Annotated in this window: 17 protein-coding genes and 1 tRNA gene; 9 read left to right on the top strand and 9 right to left on the bottom strand. The window is 66.3% G+C overall.

The window, feature by feature from the left end; all coding sequences use genetic code 11:
• Positions 1–2: 2 nt before the first annotated feature.
• Positions 3–422, bottom strand: a complete 420-nt coding sequence (locus tag ACZL02_RS15840) for a hypothetical protein (RefSeq protein WP_472939230.1) — start codon at positions 420–422, stop codon at positions 3–5.
• 196 nt (positions 423–618) lie between these two features.
• Between ACZL02_RS15840 and ACZL02_RS15835 the strand changes: the two genes are divergently transcribed.
• Positions 619–798, top strand: coding sequence for a hypothetical protein (locus ACZL02_RS15835; protein WP_472939229.1), 180 nt, complete (start codon positions 619–621; stop codon positions 796–798).
• Positions 799–910: 112 nt separating this feature from the next.
• On the opposite strand, the gene ACZL02_RS15830 is transcribed toward ACZL02_RS15835, so the two are convergent.
• The 6 genes from ACZL02_RS15830 to aroA form a co-directional block, all read right to left on the bottom strand.
• Positions 911–1,246, bottom strand: coding sequence for a hypothetical protein (locus tag ACZL02_RS15830; RefSeq protein ID WP_472939228.1), 336 nt, complete (start codon positions 1,244–1,246; stop codon positions 911–913).
• A 9-nt stretch (positions 1,247–1,255) separates the two neighbouring features.
• Positions 1,256–1,948, bottom strand: coding sequence for a GYF domain-containing protein (locus ACZL02_RS15825; protein ID WP_472939227.1), 693 nt, complete (start codon positions 1,946–1,948; stop codon positions 1,256–1,258).
• Positions 1,949–2,036: 88 nt separating this feature from the next.
• A complete protein-coding gene (gene rpsA / locus ACZL02_RS15820) occupies positions 2,037–3,761 on the bottom strand; it encodes a 30S ribosomal protein S1 (protein WP_472939226.1) in 1,725 nt (574 codons plus the stop codon).
• 272 nt (positions 3,762–4,033) lie between these two features.
• Positions 4,034–4,672 carry a (d)CMP kinase gene (gene cmk / locus ACZL02_RS15815; protein WP_472939224.1) on the bottom strand — a complete coding sequence of 213 codons (639 nt, stop codon included), beginning with the start codon at positions 4,670–4,672 and terminating at the stop codon, positions 4,034–4,036.
• Positions 4,672–5,124 (bottom strand): hypothetical protein, encoded by a 453-nt coding sequence (locus tag ACZL02_RS15810; protein WP_472939223.1) that lies wholly within the window; start codon positions 5,122–5,124, stop codon positions 4,672–4,674. The genes cmk and ACZL02_RS15810 overlap by 1 nt, the downstream gene beginning before the upstream one ends.
• Positions 5,121–6,476, bottom strand: a complete 1,356-nt coding sequence (gene aroA / locus ACZL02_RS15805; RefSeq protein WP_472939222.1) for a 3-phosphoshikimate 1-carboxyvinyltransferase — start codon at positions 6,474–6,476, stop codon at positions 5,121–5,123. The genes ACZL02_RS15810 and aroA overlap by 4 nt, the downstream gene beginning before the upstream one ends.
• 336 nt (positions 6,477–6,812) lie before the next feature.
• On the opposite strand from aroA, the gene ACZL02_RS15800 reads away from it, so the two are divergent.
• The 4 genes from ACZL02_RS15800 (at position 6,813) to ACZL02_RS15785 (ending at position 8,394) form a co-directional block, all read left to right on the top strand.
• Complete coding sequence (locus ACZL02_RS15800; protein ID WP_472939221.1) at positions 6,813–7,220, top strand: TIGR02300 family protein; 408 nt, start codon at positions 6,813–6,815, stop codon at positions 7,218–7,220.
• 206 nt (positions 7,221–7,426) lie between these two features.
• A tRNA-Ala gene (locus ACZL02_RS15795) sits at positions 7,427–7,502 on the top strand.
• Between the two features lie 180 nt (positions 7,503–7,682).
• The gene (locus ACZL02_RS15790; protein ID WP_472939220.1) at positions 7,683–7,937 is read left to right on the top strand and encodes a BrnT family toxin; all 255 of its coding nucleotides are present in this window, start codon (positions 7,683–7,685) and stop codon (positions 7,935–7,937) included.
• The gene (locus ACZL02_RS15785; RefSeq protein WP_472939219.1) at positions 7,921–8,394 is read left to right on the top strand and encodes a BrnA antitoxin family protein; all 474 of its coding nucleotides are present in this window, start codon (positions 7,921–7,923) and stop codon (positions 8,392–8,394) included. Before ACZL02_RS15790 ends, ACZL02_RS15785 begins: the two co-directional genes overlap by 17 nt.
• An 85-nt stretch (positions 8,395–8,479) precedes the next feature.
• Here the strand turns inward: ACZL02_RS15785 and ACZL02_RS15780 are convergent, their stop codons facing one another.
• Positions 8,480–10,147 (bottom strand): adenylate/guanylate cyclase domain-containing protein, encoded by a 1,668-nt coding sequence (locus ACZL02_RS15780; RefSeq protein WP_472939218.1) that lies wholly within the window; start codon positions 10,145–10,147, stop codon positions 8,480–8,482.
• 143 nt (positions 10,148–10,290) lie between these two features.
• On the bottom strand, positions 10,291–10,848 hold the full coding sequence (gene hslV, locus ACZL02_RS15775; protein ID WP_472939217.1) for an ATP-dependent protease subunit HslV: 558 nt from the start codon (positions 10,846–10,848) through the stop codon (positions 10,291–10,293).
• Between the two features lie 252 nt (positions 10,849–11,100).
• Between hslV and hisB the strand changes: the two genes are divergently transcribed.
• The 4 genes from hisB to hisA all read left to right on the top strand — a co-directional run bounded on the left by hisB (position 11,101) and on the right by hisA (position 14,118).
• On the top strand, positions 11,101–11,700 hold the full coding sequence (gene hisB, locus ACZL02_RS15770; RefSeq protein ID WP_472939216.1) for an imidazoleglycerol-phosphate dehydratase HisB: 600 nt from the start codon (positions 11,101–11,103) through the stop codon (positions 11,698–11,700).
• Positions 11,701–11,709: 9 nt separating this feature from the next.
• A complete protein-coding gene (locus ACZL02_RS15765; RefSeq protein WP_472939215.1) occupies positions 11,710–12,192 on the top strand; it encodes a DUF2628 domain-containing protein in 483 nt (160 codons plus the stop codon).
• Positions 12,192–12,848 (top strand): imidazole glycerol phosphate synthase subunit HisH, encoded by a 657-nt coding sequence (gene hisH, locus ACZL02_RS15760; protein ID WP_472939214.1) that lies wholly within the window; start codon positions 12,192–12,194, stop codon positions 12,846–12,848. Before ACZL02_RS15765 ends, hisH begins: the two co-directional genes overlap by 1 nt.
• Before the next feature lie 538 nt (positions 12,849–13,386).
• Positions 13,387–14,118: a 1-(5-phosphoribosyl)-5-[(5-phosphoribosylamino)methylideneamino]imidazole-4-carboxamide isomerase gene (hisA, locus tag ACZL02_RS15755; protein ID WP_472939213.1), complete on the top strand. Its 732-nt coding sequence runs from the start codon at positions 13,387–13,389 to the stop codon at positions 14,116–14,118.
• Positions 14,119–14,278 lie beyond the last annotated feature (160 nt).

Genomic DNA, 14,278 nt, shown 5'->3' with positions numbered 1-14,278 from the left:
CCTCAGCGTGCGAACTTGCGCGCCGCCTCGTCGATCAGCGTGTTGGCAATCGTCATGCGCTGGTTAGCACGGGCGCGCAGCGAGGGGGCCGTGCGGTCGGGGTGGTTGAGCATCGCGAAGCGACGGCGGAGGTGCGACAGCTCCTCGACCGAGCGGACAGCCGAAATATCCAGTTCGAAGGCGATTTCCTCGGGATCGAGACTGAGTTCCTGGGGCGTCGGCAAGTCGGCCTTGGGCGTCTGCTTCGGCAGATCGGGAAAGTAGGCTTCCTTCAGCCGGGCACCGCCGACGGGCGCTGTGCCGCCGATCTGGTCGAGCACCTGCCAGAACGGCACGGATGCGGCACCCGCGGCGCGATAGCTGCCCTCGTCGTCGGTGGGGACGGGCTTGGCGATGCCGTCGAGCACGTCAGCGAAATCCATGTCATGCCCTCCCGTCTCGATCATCCCGCAAGGGATCGCTGAGATAACCCGGACAATCTGCACCGGTTCCACTAAAGCGCCAGTTAAGTCATAGGGTTAACAGCCGGTTACCGGCGGCGCACAGATCCGTGAGGGATGGGCCGGCGGAACCCGGCCGCGGCTGGCCGCGTCTTTCTTCCACAACAGGAGAGAAGACATGTCGAAACAGGCCGACGCAGACGTATCGCCGATGGCGGCGCAGAACGAGGGTCCCGCCAAGACCGGCCCGGCCGTGGAGCCGAAGCCGGCCGAACGCACCGCTGCCGCCGAGCGCAAGGACGAGACCCCGGAATCGCCGGTGAAGAAGGGCGGCGAGGGCGCGCGCGACGACAAGTAGCCGAAAGCGCAGAGAAGGCTCGGCAATTCGATTTTCGGTCACGCGGCAGGATCAACGCCTGCCGTCCAGCTAAAGCCCGGGAATTATAAAATCGCGTGCGGCAATATATGCGTTACACTTGCCGCACGCCCGTCTCCATCGGACCCGTATCAATAATTCCCTTTATTATGCTCTTTAAATAATAGATCATGTCGATTGGGCTATAGGATACTTTGCTTATTATGTAAGCGCTGATAATAATATTCAATAGTGCGATAACGGTCGATATGTCCAGATTCTGCTTTTCAGCTATCGGCAATGTCGCCTTCAGCCGAAGATACCCGACCAGCCCTATTGAAAGCAGAGGCGGCCCGATCAGGAACGGCACCAGCGCAAGGACGCGCGCAACTGTCGTTGTCGGAAGGCGAGCCAGAAAATCTGGCAACCTTAAATTACGGTTTTCGGCCATGACAAATACTTACAAAGAGTAGCCTGCCGCCAAGCGTCGGAGGTAACGGTCATTCATTCTCGATGCCTGCTTGTACGCATCGAGCCATGACCAGATCATGATGATCCATCCAAGCAGAACAAACCACATTCCGACGCAGAGGATGAACATAAGAATCCCCTTGCCTACTTGGCCGTTGTAGATCTGCCCCAATCCTACGCATAGAATTGACAGCAGAAGCGCAACGCCGGCGGACTTTGCTTTGGCAGGGCCATCTTCAAATATAACAGGACGGCTCGCCGGTGCCACTGTGTTTGTCACCTGCACCACCGTCGCTCCCGGCGCAGCCGATACATGCGAAGCATGCGGTGGCGGGATCGGCGCCTGAGCCTTGAAGAGGCCCGTAAGGACGGCATCATCCTTTGCAAGTCGCCATTCGGATCCGTCGACCCGCATCACTTGGGTATCGCTCTGTATTCGGCCTTCCTTGATAAACCCAGCCACGTGATGACCCGTATAGGGACCAAATGTCTCGCCGGCCGAATGGGTAAACCACTCTCCATCCAGTGGATGGGGCGGAAGCCGCATCACCTCCCCTAGAGTGGTCGATGGCACGGCAAGTGGCAATTCAGACATCTTCAAGACCCATTCCCCAATCAACTCAGAATGGTGCAAAGCCTTCGCTGAATGCAAGTCAAAAGCGAGATGTTCGAGGGCGATCAACTGGCCTAAGCCAAAAAAAACGCGCGGCGATTAACTCGCCGCGCGTTCCACTCATCTCACCGTATGCCTAGCGGCACACTTAAGGGTGCTATTCCTCTTCGCGGCCCTTCATGGCGGCGGCCAGGATGTCGCCGAGCGAGGCGCCCGAGTCGGAGGAACCGTACTGTGCGACGGCTTCCTTCTCTTCGGCGATCTGCAGGGCCTTGATCGACACGCCGACGCGGCGGGCCTTCTTGTCGAACTGCGTGACGCGGGCATCGACCTTCTGGCCGACCGAGAAACGCTCCGGACGCTGGTCCTCGCGGTCGCGGGCGAGATCGGCCCGGCGAATGAACGAGGTGTAGTCGGTCTCGAGGATCTTGACCTCGAGGCCACCGTCGGTGACCTGCGTCACTTCGCAGGTGACGATCGAACCGCGGCGGATATCGCCTGGCTCGGCCGGGGTCTCCGGCTGACCGCCGCCGACACCCGAGGCGCCGGACTCGCCGCCGACTTGCTTGATGCCGAGCGAGATGCGCTCCTTGTCGATGTCGACGTCGAGGACCTGGGCCTTGACGATGTCACCCTTGTTGAACTCCTCGATGACCTGCTCGCCCGGACGGTTCCAGTCGAGGTCGGAGAGGTGCACCATGCCGTCCACGTCGCCTTCGAGGCCGATGAACAGACCGAACTCGGTCTTGTTCTTGACCTCGCCCTCGACGACCGTGCCGATCGGGAACTGGTCGCGGAAGGCTTCCCATGGGTTCTGCAGGGTCTGCTTGAGGCCGAGCGAGATGCGGCGCTTGACCGGATCCACCTCGAGCACGACCACTTCGACTTCCTGGGTGGTCGAGAGGATCTTGCCGGGATGGACGTTCTTCTTGGTCCAGCTCATTTCCGAGACGTGGATCAGGCCTTCGATGCCCGGCTCCAGCTCGACGAACGCGCCGTAGTCGGTGATGTTGGTGACGCGGCCGGTGACCTTGACGCCCATCGGGTACTTCACGCCGATGCCGTCCCAAGGATCCGCCTCGAGCTGCTTCATGCCGAGCGAGATGCGGTGGGTTTCCTGGTTGATGCGGATGATCTGGACCTTGACGGTCTGGCCGATCTGCAGGATTTCGGTCGGGTGGTTGACGCGGCGCCAGGCCATGTCGGTCACGTGCAGCAGGCCGTCGATGCCGCCGAGGTCGACGAACGCACCGTAGTCGGTGATGTTCTTGACGACGCCGTCGACGGTCTGGCCTTCCTCGAGGTTCTGCACGATCTCCGAGCGCTGCTCGGCGCGGGACTCTTCGAGAACCGTCCGGCGGGACACGACGATGTTGCCGCGACGCTTGTCCATCTTCAGGATCTGGAACGGCTGCGGGGTGTTCATCAGCGGGGTGACGTCGCGGATCGGGCGGATGTCGACCTGCGAGCGCGGCAGGAACGCCACGGCGCCGTCGAGGTCGACCGTGAAGCCGCCCTTGACCTGGTTGAAGATCTGGCCTTCGACCTTTTCGCCGGCGTTGAACTTGACCTCGAGGTTGACCCAGCTCTCCTCGCGGCGCGCCTTGTCGCGCGACAGGACGGCTTCGCCGAGGGCATTCTCGATGCGCTCGACGTAGATCTCGACGGTGTCGCCGACCTTGAGCTCGGGCTGGCCCTTGCTGGCGAATTCCTTCAGCGCGACGCGGCCTTCGACCTTCAGACCGGCGTCGATGACGGCCATGTCCTTCTCGATCGCGACCACGATGCCGCGGACCACGGCGCCTTCGGCGACATCGTGATCCTGGTACGAGGCTTCGAGCAGCGCAGCGAAATCATCGCGCGACGGGTTGGTGTTTGACATTCGTTCTCCTTGGAAACCTCGGGCCCCGTGTCGTCGGGGGCGAGGCAGCGCGCCGTCTGGGTTCGTGCTTCGGGTCGCCGTCGGGCTGGTCCCGTCCGTCTCGCCTCGGCGATGTCGGACCCGGAGAGGTTTCTCGGCTGGCGAAAAACGATCCGGCTGGCGCGGTGGACCGGCCTTGGGCAGGGGTTCTGCATCGGCTTCTCGGCGAGGCCATAAAGCCCATCGCATCAAAGCCAAAAAGGCGGGCCTTTCGAGAAAGCCGCCTTTTCTTCTCAGTTTCCGGTCGCGCGCGCTTTGTCGATCAAGGCGCATGCGGTCAGGAATGCCGTTTCTATATCCATTTCGCTGGTATCGAGCAAGTGCGCGTCGGCTGCGGGCTTCAGCGGCGCCACGGCCCGGCCGGCGTCGCGGGCATCGCGCTCGCGCACCTCGGCAAGGATGGTCTCGTAGTCGACATGGCGTCCCTTGGCGGAGAGCTCGTCGGTTCGCCGGCGCGCCCGCACCTCGGCCGAGGCGGTGACGAAGATCTTCACCGTCGCCTGCGGGCAGATCACCGTGCCGATATCGCGCCCGTCGAGCACGGCGCCGGCCGCCTGCGCGGCGAACTGGCGCTGGAACGCCTCCAGCGCCGCGCGCACCGGCGGGTGCACGGCGACGCGCGAGGCGAGCTCGCCGGCCTCGCGGCCCCGCAGGGACCCGTCGTCGAGGTGCGAGGTGTCGAGGACCTCGGCAATGGCGGCTGTCGCCTGGGGATCGTCGAGGTCGACGCCGGAATCCGCCGCCAGCTTGCCGATGGCGCGGTAGAGCAGGCCGGTGTCGAGATAGGGCAGCTGGTAGTGCGCCGAAAGGCGCTTGGCGAGCGTGCCCTTGCCGGCCGCGGCCGGTCCGTCGATGGCGATGGTGAGGGGCATCAGGGGTCTCCGGTGGGATCGTCGGGGGCCGGCGTCGGGCCGAGCGTCAGGGCGCCGAGCCGGTCGGCGATCATCAGCCCGACGGCCAGCAGGCTGCCGAGGACGTAGGGGATCGACGCAAAGAACAGGATCAGCATCAGGTTGCCGAAGGACAGCGCCAGCCAGACCAGGAGATCGACCAGCGGGTTGCCGGTGTAGAAGGTCGGCGGCACCGCGGTGGTGCCGGTCTCGGCGGCGCGGTGGCCGGCATCGATCCAGCCATATTCGCGGCCCGCCATGGCCGCAGAGACGATGGCGACGGCCGGCAGGACGAGCATGCGCAGCCCCTGCCCCCACAGCGACCGGCGGCCGGCAGCGACGCGGTCGCGCGCCCGCCTGGCCTTGCGCAGGCCGTAGACGGCGGCGAGCGGCGCGAGCAGCACCAGCAGCCCGAGGAGCGGCCAGAGGCTCATCCGGCGGCGACGAGCACCGCGCCGAGGCCCTCCATCAGCCCGACGAACTGCGGGAAGCTGGTGGCGATCATCGCGGCGTCGTCGATCTCGACCGGCTTTTCCGACGCCATCCCGAGGACGAGGAAGGCCATGGCGATGCGGTGGTCGAGATGGGTGACCACCGTGCCGCCGCCGAGGCCCTTGCCGTCAGGCCGGCCGGTGACGGTGAGCCAGTCCGGCCCCTCCTCGTGCGTCACGCCGTTGGCGGCAAGGCCGGCGGCGACGGCGGCGAGGCGGTCGCTCTCCTTGACGCGGAGTTCGTCGAGGCCGGGCATCACCGTCGTGCCCTCGGCGAAGGCCGCGGCGATGGCGAGCACCGGATACTCGTCGATCATCGACGGCGCGCGCTCGGCCGGCACGGCGACGCCCTTCAGCGCGGCGTGCCGGACCCGGAGGTCGGCGACATCCTCGCCGCCGGACGAGCGTGGGTTGAGGATCTCGATCGACGCGCCCATCTCGAGGAGCGTCGCGACGAGGCCGGTGCGGGTCGGGTTCATCAGGACGTTCTCGACCAGGACGTCCGAGCCCGGCACGATGGTCGCGGCGACGATCGGGAAGGCGGCCGAGGACGGATCGCCGGGCACCACGAAGTCCGGCACGCCGACGAGGCGGCCCTGGCCCTCCAGCGCGATGGTGCGCACGCCCGCGGCATCCGTCTCGACGGAGATCACCGCGCCAAAACCCTCGAGCATCTTCTCGGTGTGGTCGCGGGTCATCACCGGCTCGATCACCGTGGTGATGCCCGGCGCGTTGAGGCCGGCGAGCAGCACGGCGGACTTCACCTGGGCCGAGGCCATCGGCACGCGGTAGGTGATGGGCGCGGCGACGCGCGGCCCGCGGATCGACAGCGGCAGCCGGTCCTTGGTGCGGCCGGCGACCTGGACGCCCATCAGCCGCAGCGGATCCAGCACCCGGCCCATCGGCCGGCGTGACAGCGACGCGTCGCCGACGAAGGTGGCGCCGAAATCATAGGGCCCGACGAGGCCCATGGTGAGGCGCACGCCGGTGCCGGCATTGCCGAAATCGATGACGCCCTCGGGCTCGAGTAGGCAGCCATTGCCGACGCCGTCGACCAGCCAGGCGCCGTCGGCGGCCTTCTCGATGCGGGCACCCATCGCCTGCATGGCGCGGCCCGTGGCCAGCACATCCTCGCCCTCGAGCAGGCCGGTGACGCGGGTGCGGCCGGCGGCGATGCCGCCGAACAGGAAGGCGCGGTGCGAGATCGACTTGTCGCCGGGGACGCGGGCAGAACCGTTGAGGCCGCCGCTGCGCGCCGCCTTCAACGGCCGGGGGATCGAAACATGTCCACTCATGGCTTGTCGCCCTCTTCCACACGCACCATTTCGGGGACTTGCGCATCCTGCGGCGGTGTTTTTGCGCCGGCAGCGCCGGCCCCCCGCCGCATTGGGCTGCGTTACCACGAGAAAAACCCTTGCGTCACCCTCGCGGGAGCGCAATCGTCGCCAAGGGCGCGCAAGGACCGTGCTTTGACAAGGGCCCGGGCACGACGTAAGGGACCCACCGGTTTTTTCTTCCGAAAGCCCTGTCGGCGGCGGCGCTCCGAAGCCCTGCGCGGCGGCCTCGGAAATGGCTCGGGGCAAGCCCTGGCACTGACGGCCGAAGACTTTGACATTCAACACGAGGCGAGCATGGCGAATCCCGAACTTGGTACCAAACGCATCTGCCCGGAGACCGGCCGGAAGTTCTACGATCTGAACAAGGACCCGATCGTCTCGCCCTATACCGGCACGAGCTATCCGATCAGCTTCTTCGAGATCCCGGCCCGGGCCAAGCGCGGCGCTGCCGTCGTCCAGCCCGAGGCGGAAGAGGAGGAGGAGGTCGAGGTCGTCGAGGCCGAGACCGACGCCGTCGAGACCGTCTCGCTGACCGATGTCGAGGAAGACGAGGAAGTCGCGGCCAAGGACGAAGTGGTCGACATCGACGACGACGAGGAAGTTGAGGTCGAGGATGCCGACGACACCTTCCTCGAGCCGGACGAGGACGAAGACGACGACATGACCGACATCATCGGCTCGCGCGACGACGACGACGACTGACGGCAGTCGCCTTTTCGACACCCGACGACGAACGGCAATCGCCGTTCTGGCATCTGCTGCCGCCCGAAAAACCTCCTCGGGCGGCACTTTCTGAAGATCGGCGGATTTCCCGCTTGATCTCTCGGCCGAGCTTCAGTATGAACCCGCCACGACCGAAGCGCCCCAAACGCTTCGTGACAAGGTTCGCGCCTCGGCAGCGATCCAGTGGGGCCATAGCTCAGTTGGGAGAGCGCTTGCATGGCATGCAAGAGGTCGTCGGTTCGATTCCGTCTGGCTCCACCAATCAGTTTTCTCGATCCTATCTGCTCAGCGATACTGCTCAATTAGCCTTGGTCATTAGCGGCCTTGTGCTGAACGAGCGTTGAGCTATCGGTGGCAAATCCTGCTGACTTCGGCGCTCTGAGGCGTTTGCGGTAGCGCGGCGGCATAGCGGCAAGCGCTTACATCCTGTAGATACAGGTGATGATGATCCTGTGGGACGAGCCGAAACGGCAGGCCAATCTCGTCAAGCACGGGATGGATTTTGCCGACCTCGACCCCGGCTTCTTCGCGGACGCTCTTGTGGGCGCGGCCAACGGCGCTCGCCTGAAAGCGATTGGCGAGATCGACGGCATCATCACCGTCATCTTCGTCCAGCTTGGCTCCGAAGCCCTGTCCGTCATCAGCATGCGCCCGGCTTCTGAAAAGGAGAGAAATGCCTATGCCGAAAGAATTTGACGCCCGTCAGGCCGCCGCCCGCGGCTATTCCCGCGAAGACTGGGACGCGGTCGACAGCCCTGAACTGACGGACGCGGAACTCGCGACCCTCCGCCCGATGCGCGAAGCGCTGCCGGAGGTCCACGCGGCGCTCGCGAAGGCCCGCAAGCCCGGCCCCGTTCGGCGCAAGACCCTGGTCTCCGTCAGACTGGACGACGACGTCCTTGAAAGGCTGCGCGCTTCGGGACCGGGATGGCAAAGCCGTGTCAACGATGCGGCGAGGATGATGACCCTCTCGCCGGACGTCGCATCGGCCATCACGGTCCTTGCTCAACAGAGGAACGCGGCACCGCCGTCGGCGCTGGCCACCGCGCTGGCGGCTGCCTTCGCGAGGTTCGCGGTCGTGGAAAATCTTGGCCCGGAGGACGGCAAGGCGGACGGCGCCGGACCGACGCCCTCGGCAAAAGCCCGCGGCTGAGCCGCAGGATGACGCTCCGCGGATGGCGCGGTTGCCCGGCGGCTCGTTGCCCGTCGGTCTCCCGGCAACTTCTCCCCCCGAAACCCTAAGCCGCCCCCGCCAAAAACCCGTCCACCGCCTTCGCGTCCCGCGCGATCACCACGTCGAGCAGCGCTGCTCTGCCGCGGATCTCCACCTCGCGGCGCTCGCCGGCAGCGTCGGACAGCCCGCCGCGACGGGCGAGGTCGAGGGACATGACGAGGTCGGCGTCGTGGAGTTTTGCGACGCCCTCGAGGCGGCTCGCGGTGTTGATGGTGTCGCCGACGACGGTGAGGTTGACGGCGCGGCCATAGCCCATGCGGCCGACGATCGCCGGGCCGGTGTGGATGCCGATGGCGACACGCAGCCGCTCGCCGTCGAGCTCGCGCGACAGCGCGCGGTCGAGCGCCTCCACCGCGCGGGCGATGCGGGCGGCGGCGAGGATCGCGTCATTGCAGGCCTCGTCCTGGCTCTTGCCCAGGCCGAACAGTGCCATCGCGCCGTCGCCGATGAACTTGTCGATATAGCCGCCCGAACTCTCGATCGCCTCGCCCACCGCGGCGAAATAGCGGTTGAGCAGGAACACCGTGTCGTAGGGCAGCCGCCGCTCGGTCATCCGGGTAAAGCCGCGGATGTCGCAGAAGAGCACGGCGATCCGCCGCTCCGAGCCGGCCGAGCGCAGTTCCTGGACGGCGCCGGGCGGCTGCAGGTCGCCGGCCGAGAGGATCGGCGCGACGGAGACGTCGCCGACCGGCCTGAGCTGGCAGGCGAGGCGAACGTCGTCGGGTGCGCGGATGCGGTCGAGCGTCGCCCGCTCCTCCGGCCCGGCCGGCGGCTGCAGCGCCAGCCCCGCGACCACCCGCACCCGGCAGGTCGAGCAGCGACCCTTGCCGCCGCAGACTGCGAGGTGCGGGATCATCCCCATCCGGCTGGCCTCCAGCACGCTGGCGCCGAGCGGCACGGCGATCGCTTTGCCATCGGGATAGGTGACGCGAAAGCCGCGCTGCAGGCCGCGGTGGCGGTTCATCGCCCGCGCCAGCAGCACCAGGGCGACACTGCCGAGGCAGAGCGCGTAGAGCGCCAGCGAGGCGTCGCTGGCGAGCTGCACGCCTTCTGCCGAGGCAGGATACTGGACCACGCGGTAGAGCCCGTCGTCGATCTCCTTGCCGGCGCTGGCGAAGCCGAGCAGCGACAGCACCGGCACCAGCACGGCCATCGCCTGGAACAGCGGGGTGAACCGCGCGAACCAGTCGCGCGGGCGCAGCCAGAACCACAGACCGAGGCAGCCGTGGATCCAGGCGACCAGCAGCGCCGCCACCTGCCGGAAGCCGGAAACCGGGTTGTTCCACAGCGAATGCACCACCCGGCCGTAGTCGAGGTAGTGGCCGGTGGCGACCGGTGCGACACGCAGTGCCACGATGTGCGGGATCAGCAGCAGCGGCAGCCCGATACCGAGCACCAGCTGCATCGCCTCGCGCGCCGGCATGCGCAGGGTCCGCCGCCGGTAGAGCGTCTGCAGCGACAGCGCGAAATGCACCGCGAGCGCACCGTAGAACAGCAGCGCGCCGAGAAGGCCGCCCCAGACCAGGTTGAACCACCAGCGGCCCGCCTCCATCGCCTCGATCGAGATCAGGCCGAGCGCATGGTTGAGGAGATGCATCGCGACAAAGGCGAAGAGGATCCAGCCGGTGATAAGGCGCACCCGGCGGGTGCTCAGCGCAGTTCTCCAGGGCAAGCGAGCGCATCCTTCGTCATCGGGACGGCCAGCGGCCGTGCACCCAGGAGTAGAAGCTCAGGACGCCGGCCGCCATGGCCACGGCCGTGTCCACACCGTCAACCTCTGGATCGCCTGCATTCCCGGCATCTTGAAGGCAGGCTCTAAGCCTCGTCGATGCTTTCGAGGACGATGTTGCCATTGGTGTAGATGCAGATCTCGCCGGCGATCCTCATCGCCCGGCGGGCGATCTCCTCGGCGCCGAAATCGGTATCGCCCAGCGCCCGCGCCGCGGCCAGCGCGTAATTGCCGCCCGAGCCGATCGCCATGATGCCGCCCTCCGGCTCCAGCACGTCGCCATTGCCGGTCAGCGCCAAAGTGATCGACTTGTCGGCGACCAGCATCATCGCCTCCAGCCGGCGGAGATACCGGTCGGTGCGCCAGTCCTTGGCGAGCTCGACCGAGGCGCGCATCAGCTGGTCCGGATACTGCTCGAGCTTGGCCTCCAGCCGCTCCAGCAGCGTGAAGGCGTCGGCCGTCGCGCCGGCAAACCCGGCAATCACCGCCCCGCCCTTGCCGATGCGGCGGACCTTGCGGGCATTGCCCTTCATGATGGTGTTGCCGAGCGAGACCTGCCCGTCGCCGGCGATGACCACCTTGCCGCCCTTGCGCACGGTGACGATGGTGGTCGAATACATCTGGGCGGGATCGTGCTTTTCCATGGCTATCGCTCTGTCCAAAATATCTGTCGCCCGAGACGGGCGGGACGGCCGATGCCGTCTTTCCGCCCTTCATGTAAGCGCGCCGGGGCCCGGCGCCAATCAGCATCGCCAATGCCGCCGGCCCGCATCCCCATTGCCGCCGGCGCGCAGCTCCCAGGAGGCGACGGAACGACGCGGCGGTGGCGCAAAACCCTTTCGCTCCGGCCGCGATCTCGTCTAAAGCGAGAGGGCAATCAGGAAAGGACGATCGGCATGGCGGGACGGCGGACCGGCGAGGTGACGCGCGAGACCAAGGAGACGAGGATCCACGTCCGCGTCGATCTCGACGGCACGGGCATGGTGAAGACCGCGACCGGCGTCGGCTTCTTCGACCACATGCTGGAGCAGCTCGGCCGGCACTCGATGATCGACATGGTGATCGAGGCGAAGGGCGACCTCCACATCGACGACCACCACACCGTCGAGGACACCGGCATCGCCATCGGCCAGGCGATCCGCCAGGCGCTCGGCGAGCGCCGCGGCATCCGCCGCTACGCCTCGCTCGACCTTGCCATGGACGAGTGCCTGACGCGCGCGGCGGTGGATGTCTCGGGGCGGCCGTTCCTCGTCTTCAAGGTCGAGTTCCCGCGCGAGAAGATCGGCACGTTCGATACCGAGCTGGTGCGCGAGTTCTTCCAGGCGCTGGCGCAGAATGCCGGGGTGACGCTGCACATCCAGAACCATTATGGCGACAACGCCCACCACATCGCCGAGACCTGCTTCAAGGCGGTGGCACGGGTGCTGGGCGAGGCGGTTCAGATTGACCTCCGCCAGGCCGACCTCGTGCCGTCGACCAAGGGCGTGCTGGCGTAAGGGACGGACATGACGCGCTACATCGTCTTCGAGCCGCCGGCAGGGATCGGCGAGGCGCCCGCCAAGAGCGACCGGGCGGTGCTGGTGCGCGATGCGATGGCGAAGTGGGCGGTGCTGTTTCCCTTCCTCTGGCTGTTCCGGCACGGGCTGATCCTCTCCGGCCTCGTGGTGCTCGCCGCGGTGATCCTCATCGGCCTCCTCGCCGACATGCCGGGGCTCGGCGCCGCCGCCGCCGTGCTGCCGCTGGCGCTCGGCGTCCTCGTGGCGCTGGAGGGCCCGAGCCTGCGCGCCGGCCGGCTGCGCCGCCGCGGTTATCGCGAGGCCGCCGTGGTCGAGGCGGACGACGAGGACGAGGCGGCCATCCTCTATTATGCCGAAACGGCCGAGATCCCGCCGACCGTCGCCGACGCGATCGCCGAGACCGCAGGCCCAGCCGCCCCCTTCGAACGGGGCCGCGGCCGCAGCCTGCTCGACCCGCAAGGACTGAGATAATGCCCGAAACCCTCGCCATCATCGACTACGGATCGGGCAATCTGCGCTCGGCGACCAAGGCCTTCGAGCGCGCCGCCGCCGAGGCGGGGCTCGACATTGCCGTGGTGCTCACCGACGATCCCGAGACGGTGCGCGCCGCCGACCGCATCGTTCTGCCCGGCGTCGGCGCCTATGCCGACTGCCGCAGTGGGCTCGGCGCCGTCACCGGCATGGTCGAGGCGCTGCGCGAGGCGGTCGAGGCAAAAGCGCGGCCCTTCCTCGGCATCTGCGTCGGCATGCAGCTGATGGCCGCCCGCGGCCTCGAGAAGACCATCACCGAGGGCCTCGGCTGGATCCCCGGCGACGTCGTGCCGATCGTCCCCGCCGACCCCGCGCTGAAGATCCCGCAGATCGGCTGGAACACGCTGACCGCCCACCGCCGGCACCCGCTGCTCGAGGGTATTGCGACCGGCGAGGACGGCCTGCACGCCTATTTCGTCCACTCCTACCAGCTCGCTGCCGAGCACCCGGACGACGTCCTCGCCACCACCGACTACGGCGGCCCCGTCACCGCCATGGTGATCCGCGACAACAAGGCCGGCACGCAGTTCCACCCGGAGAAGAGCCAGACCCTCGGTCTGGCTCTTCTCACCAATTTCCTGCAGTGGAAGCCCTAGAGCTTCCTGAACAATTCGTATTGGCTTGAAATCGGTACAACTTCACGACTTACGATGTGGAAGTCGAATAGATTTTCCGAAGACTTATTCGGAAACTCCAATCGAAAACGTTGCATAGCAACATCTCTGCTCCCCACGTGATCCAGTCCACTCCACACGCTGTAGACTCGGCGTGGATCCACATCAAAGCGCGTCCAAATTTGCCGACGCATCATACCCTTCGCCCTGAGCAGCCAACACTCAATCGCATCTTCAAATGTCAACGCAGTTTTTGTCATTCTCCACGGTTCCTTTGCGCAGTGGAAAACGATGCCTACCTCTCACACAGTCGATAAAAATATGCTTTTTGCATAATTGCATTTTCCGAATGCGCAACCACGGCATCGTAGCTTGTGGACAAAGAGCCGAGGCCACGAACCTCGGCTTTTTGTTGAAGTCGCTTAATTGTTAATACGAGTCTATGTCGCGAGTCTTGGCAGTATATACTCTGTCCACAACCGCGATGCATTTAAGAACGAAACAAGCGCGGCTGAACCAAATGCCCATCCTCTTTCCCGCCATCGACCTGAAGGAAGGCGCCTGCGTGCGCCTGAAGCTCGGGGACATGGACCAGGCGACGGTCTACAACGCCGACCCGGCCGCCCAGGCGCGCGAGTTCCGCGACCTCGGCTTCAGCCATCTCCACGTCGTCGACCTCAACGGCGCCTTCGAGGGCCGGGCGGTGAACGGCGCGGCGGTCGAGGCGATCGTCGCCGCGGTCGGCGGAGCGATGAAGGTGCAGCTCGGCGGCGGCATCCGGACGCTCGCCGACATCGAGGCCTGGCTCGGCCGCGGCCTGTCGCGCGTCATCCTCGGCACCGTGGCGGTGCGCGATCCGGCGCTGGTGAAAGAGGCAGCGCGGCAATTCCCCGGCCAGATCGCCGTCGGCATCGACGCCAAGGGCGGCAAGGTGGCGGTCGAGGGCTGGGCCGAAACCTCGGCACTCTCGGTGACCGAGATGGCCCAGCGCTTCGAGGACGCGGGCGTCGCCGCCATCATCTACACCGACATCGATCGCGACGGCATCCTCGCCGGCATCAACTGGGATGCCACCATCGCCCTCGCCGACGCCGTCCGCATCCCCGTCATCGCCTCGGGCGGCCTCGCCTCGATGGACGACATCGCAAGGCTCGCCGCGCCGGACGCCGCCAAGCTCGAAGGCGCGATCTCCGGCCGCGCGCTGTACGACGGGCGGATCGACGTGCGCGAGGCGCTGCGGGTGCTGGCGTAGGGTCTTACGACTTAGCGCCGTTACAGGCTGCCTTGTCGCTAACGGTTTCCGACCGAAAGGCGCCTGCACTTGACGGTCGTCATCCTCGGCCGGAGGCCGGGGACCCATGCCGATACTGCAAGGCCATGCTCTGGTTCAGGACCTCAGGAATGTCGACCCG

Source organism: Mesocryomonas fontinalis (assembly GCF_055730125.2).
The sequence above is the reverse complement of the archived record's forward strand: the minus strand, read 5'-3'. Positions and strand labels throughout refer to the sequence as shown.

What these genes read in the sequence shown, in the direction of transcription:
- ACZL02_RS15840 (WP_472939230.1), bottom strand. Translation starts at nt 422, where the DNA reads ATGGATTTCGCTGACGTGCTCGACGGCATCGCCAAGCCCGTCCCCACC.
- ACZL02_RS15835 (WP_472939229.1), top strand. Translation starts at nt 619, where the DNA reads ATGTCGAAACAGGCCGACGCAGACGTATCGCCGATGGCGGCGCAGAAC.
- ACZL02_RS15830 (WP_472939228.1), bottom strand. Translation starts at nt 1,246, where the DNA reads ATGGCCGAAAACCGTAATTTAAGGTTGCCAGATTTTCTGGCTCGCCTT.
- rpsA (WP_472939226.1), bottom strand. Translation starts at nt 3,761, where the DNA reads ATGTCAAACACCAACCCGTCGCGCGATGATTTCGCTGCGCTGCTCGAA.
- cmk (WP_472939224.1), bottom strand. Translation starts at nt 4,672, where the DNA reads ATGCCCCTCACCATCGCCATCGACGGACCGGCCGCGGCCGGCAAGGGC.
- ACZL02_RS15810 (WP_472939223.1), bottom strand. Translation starts at nt 5,124, where the DNA reads ATGAGCCTCTGGCCGCTCCTCGGGCTGCTGGTGCTGCTCGCGCCGCTC.
- aroA (WP_472939222.1), bottom strand. Translation starts at nt 6,476, where the DNA reads ATGAGTGGACATGTTTCGATCCCCCGGCCGTTGAAGGCGGCGCGCAGC.
- ACZL02_RS15800 (WP_472939221.1), top strand. Translation starts at nt 6,813, where the DNA reads ATGGCGAATCCCGAACTTGGTACCAAACGCATCTGCCCGGAGACCGGC.
- ACZL02_RS15790 (WP_472939220.1), top strand. Translation starts at nt 7,683, where the DNA reads ATGATGATCCTGTGGGACGAGCCGAAACGGCAGGCCAATCTCGTCAAG.
- ACZL02_RS15785 (WP_472939219.1), top strand. Translation starts at nt 7,921, where the DNA reads ATGCCGAAAGAATTTGACGCCCGTCAGGCCGCCGCCCGCGGCTATTCC.
- hslV (WP_472939217.1), bottom strand. Translation starts at nt 10,848, where the DNA reads ATGGAAAAGCACGATCCCGCCCAGATGTATTCGACCACCATCGTCACC.
- hisB (WP_472939216.1), top strand. Translation starts at nt 11,101, where the DNA reads ATGGCGGGACGGCGGACCGGCGAGGTGACGCGCGAGACCAAGGAGACG.
- ACZL02_RS15765 (WP_472939215.1), top strand. Translation starts at nt 11,710, where the DNA reads ATGACGCGCTACATCGTCTTCGAGCCGCCGGCAGGGATCGGCGAGGCG.
- hisH (WP_472939214.1), top strand. Translation starts at nt 12,192, where the DNA reads ATGCCCGAAACCCTCGCCATCATCGACTACGGATCGGGCAATCTGCGC.
- hisA (WP_472939213.1), top strand. Translation starts at nt 13,387, where the DNA reads ATGCCCATCCTCTTTCCCGCCATCGACCTGAAGGAAGGCGCCTGCGTG.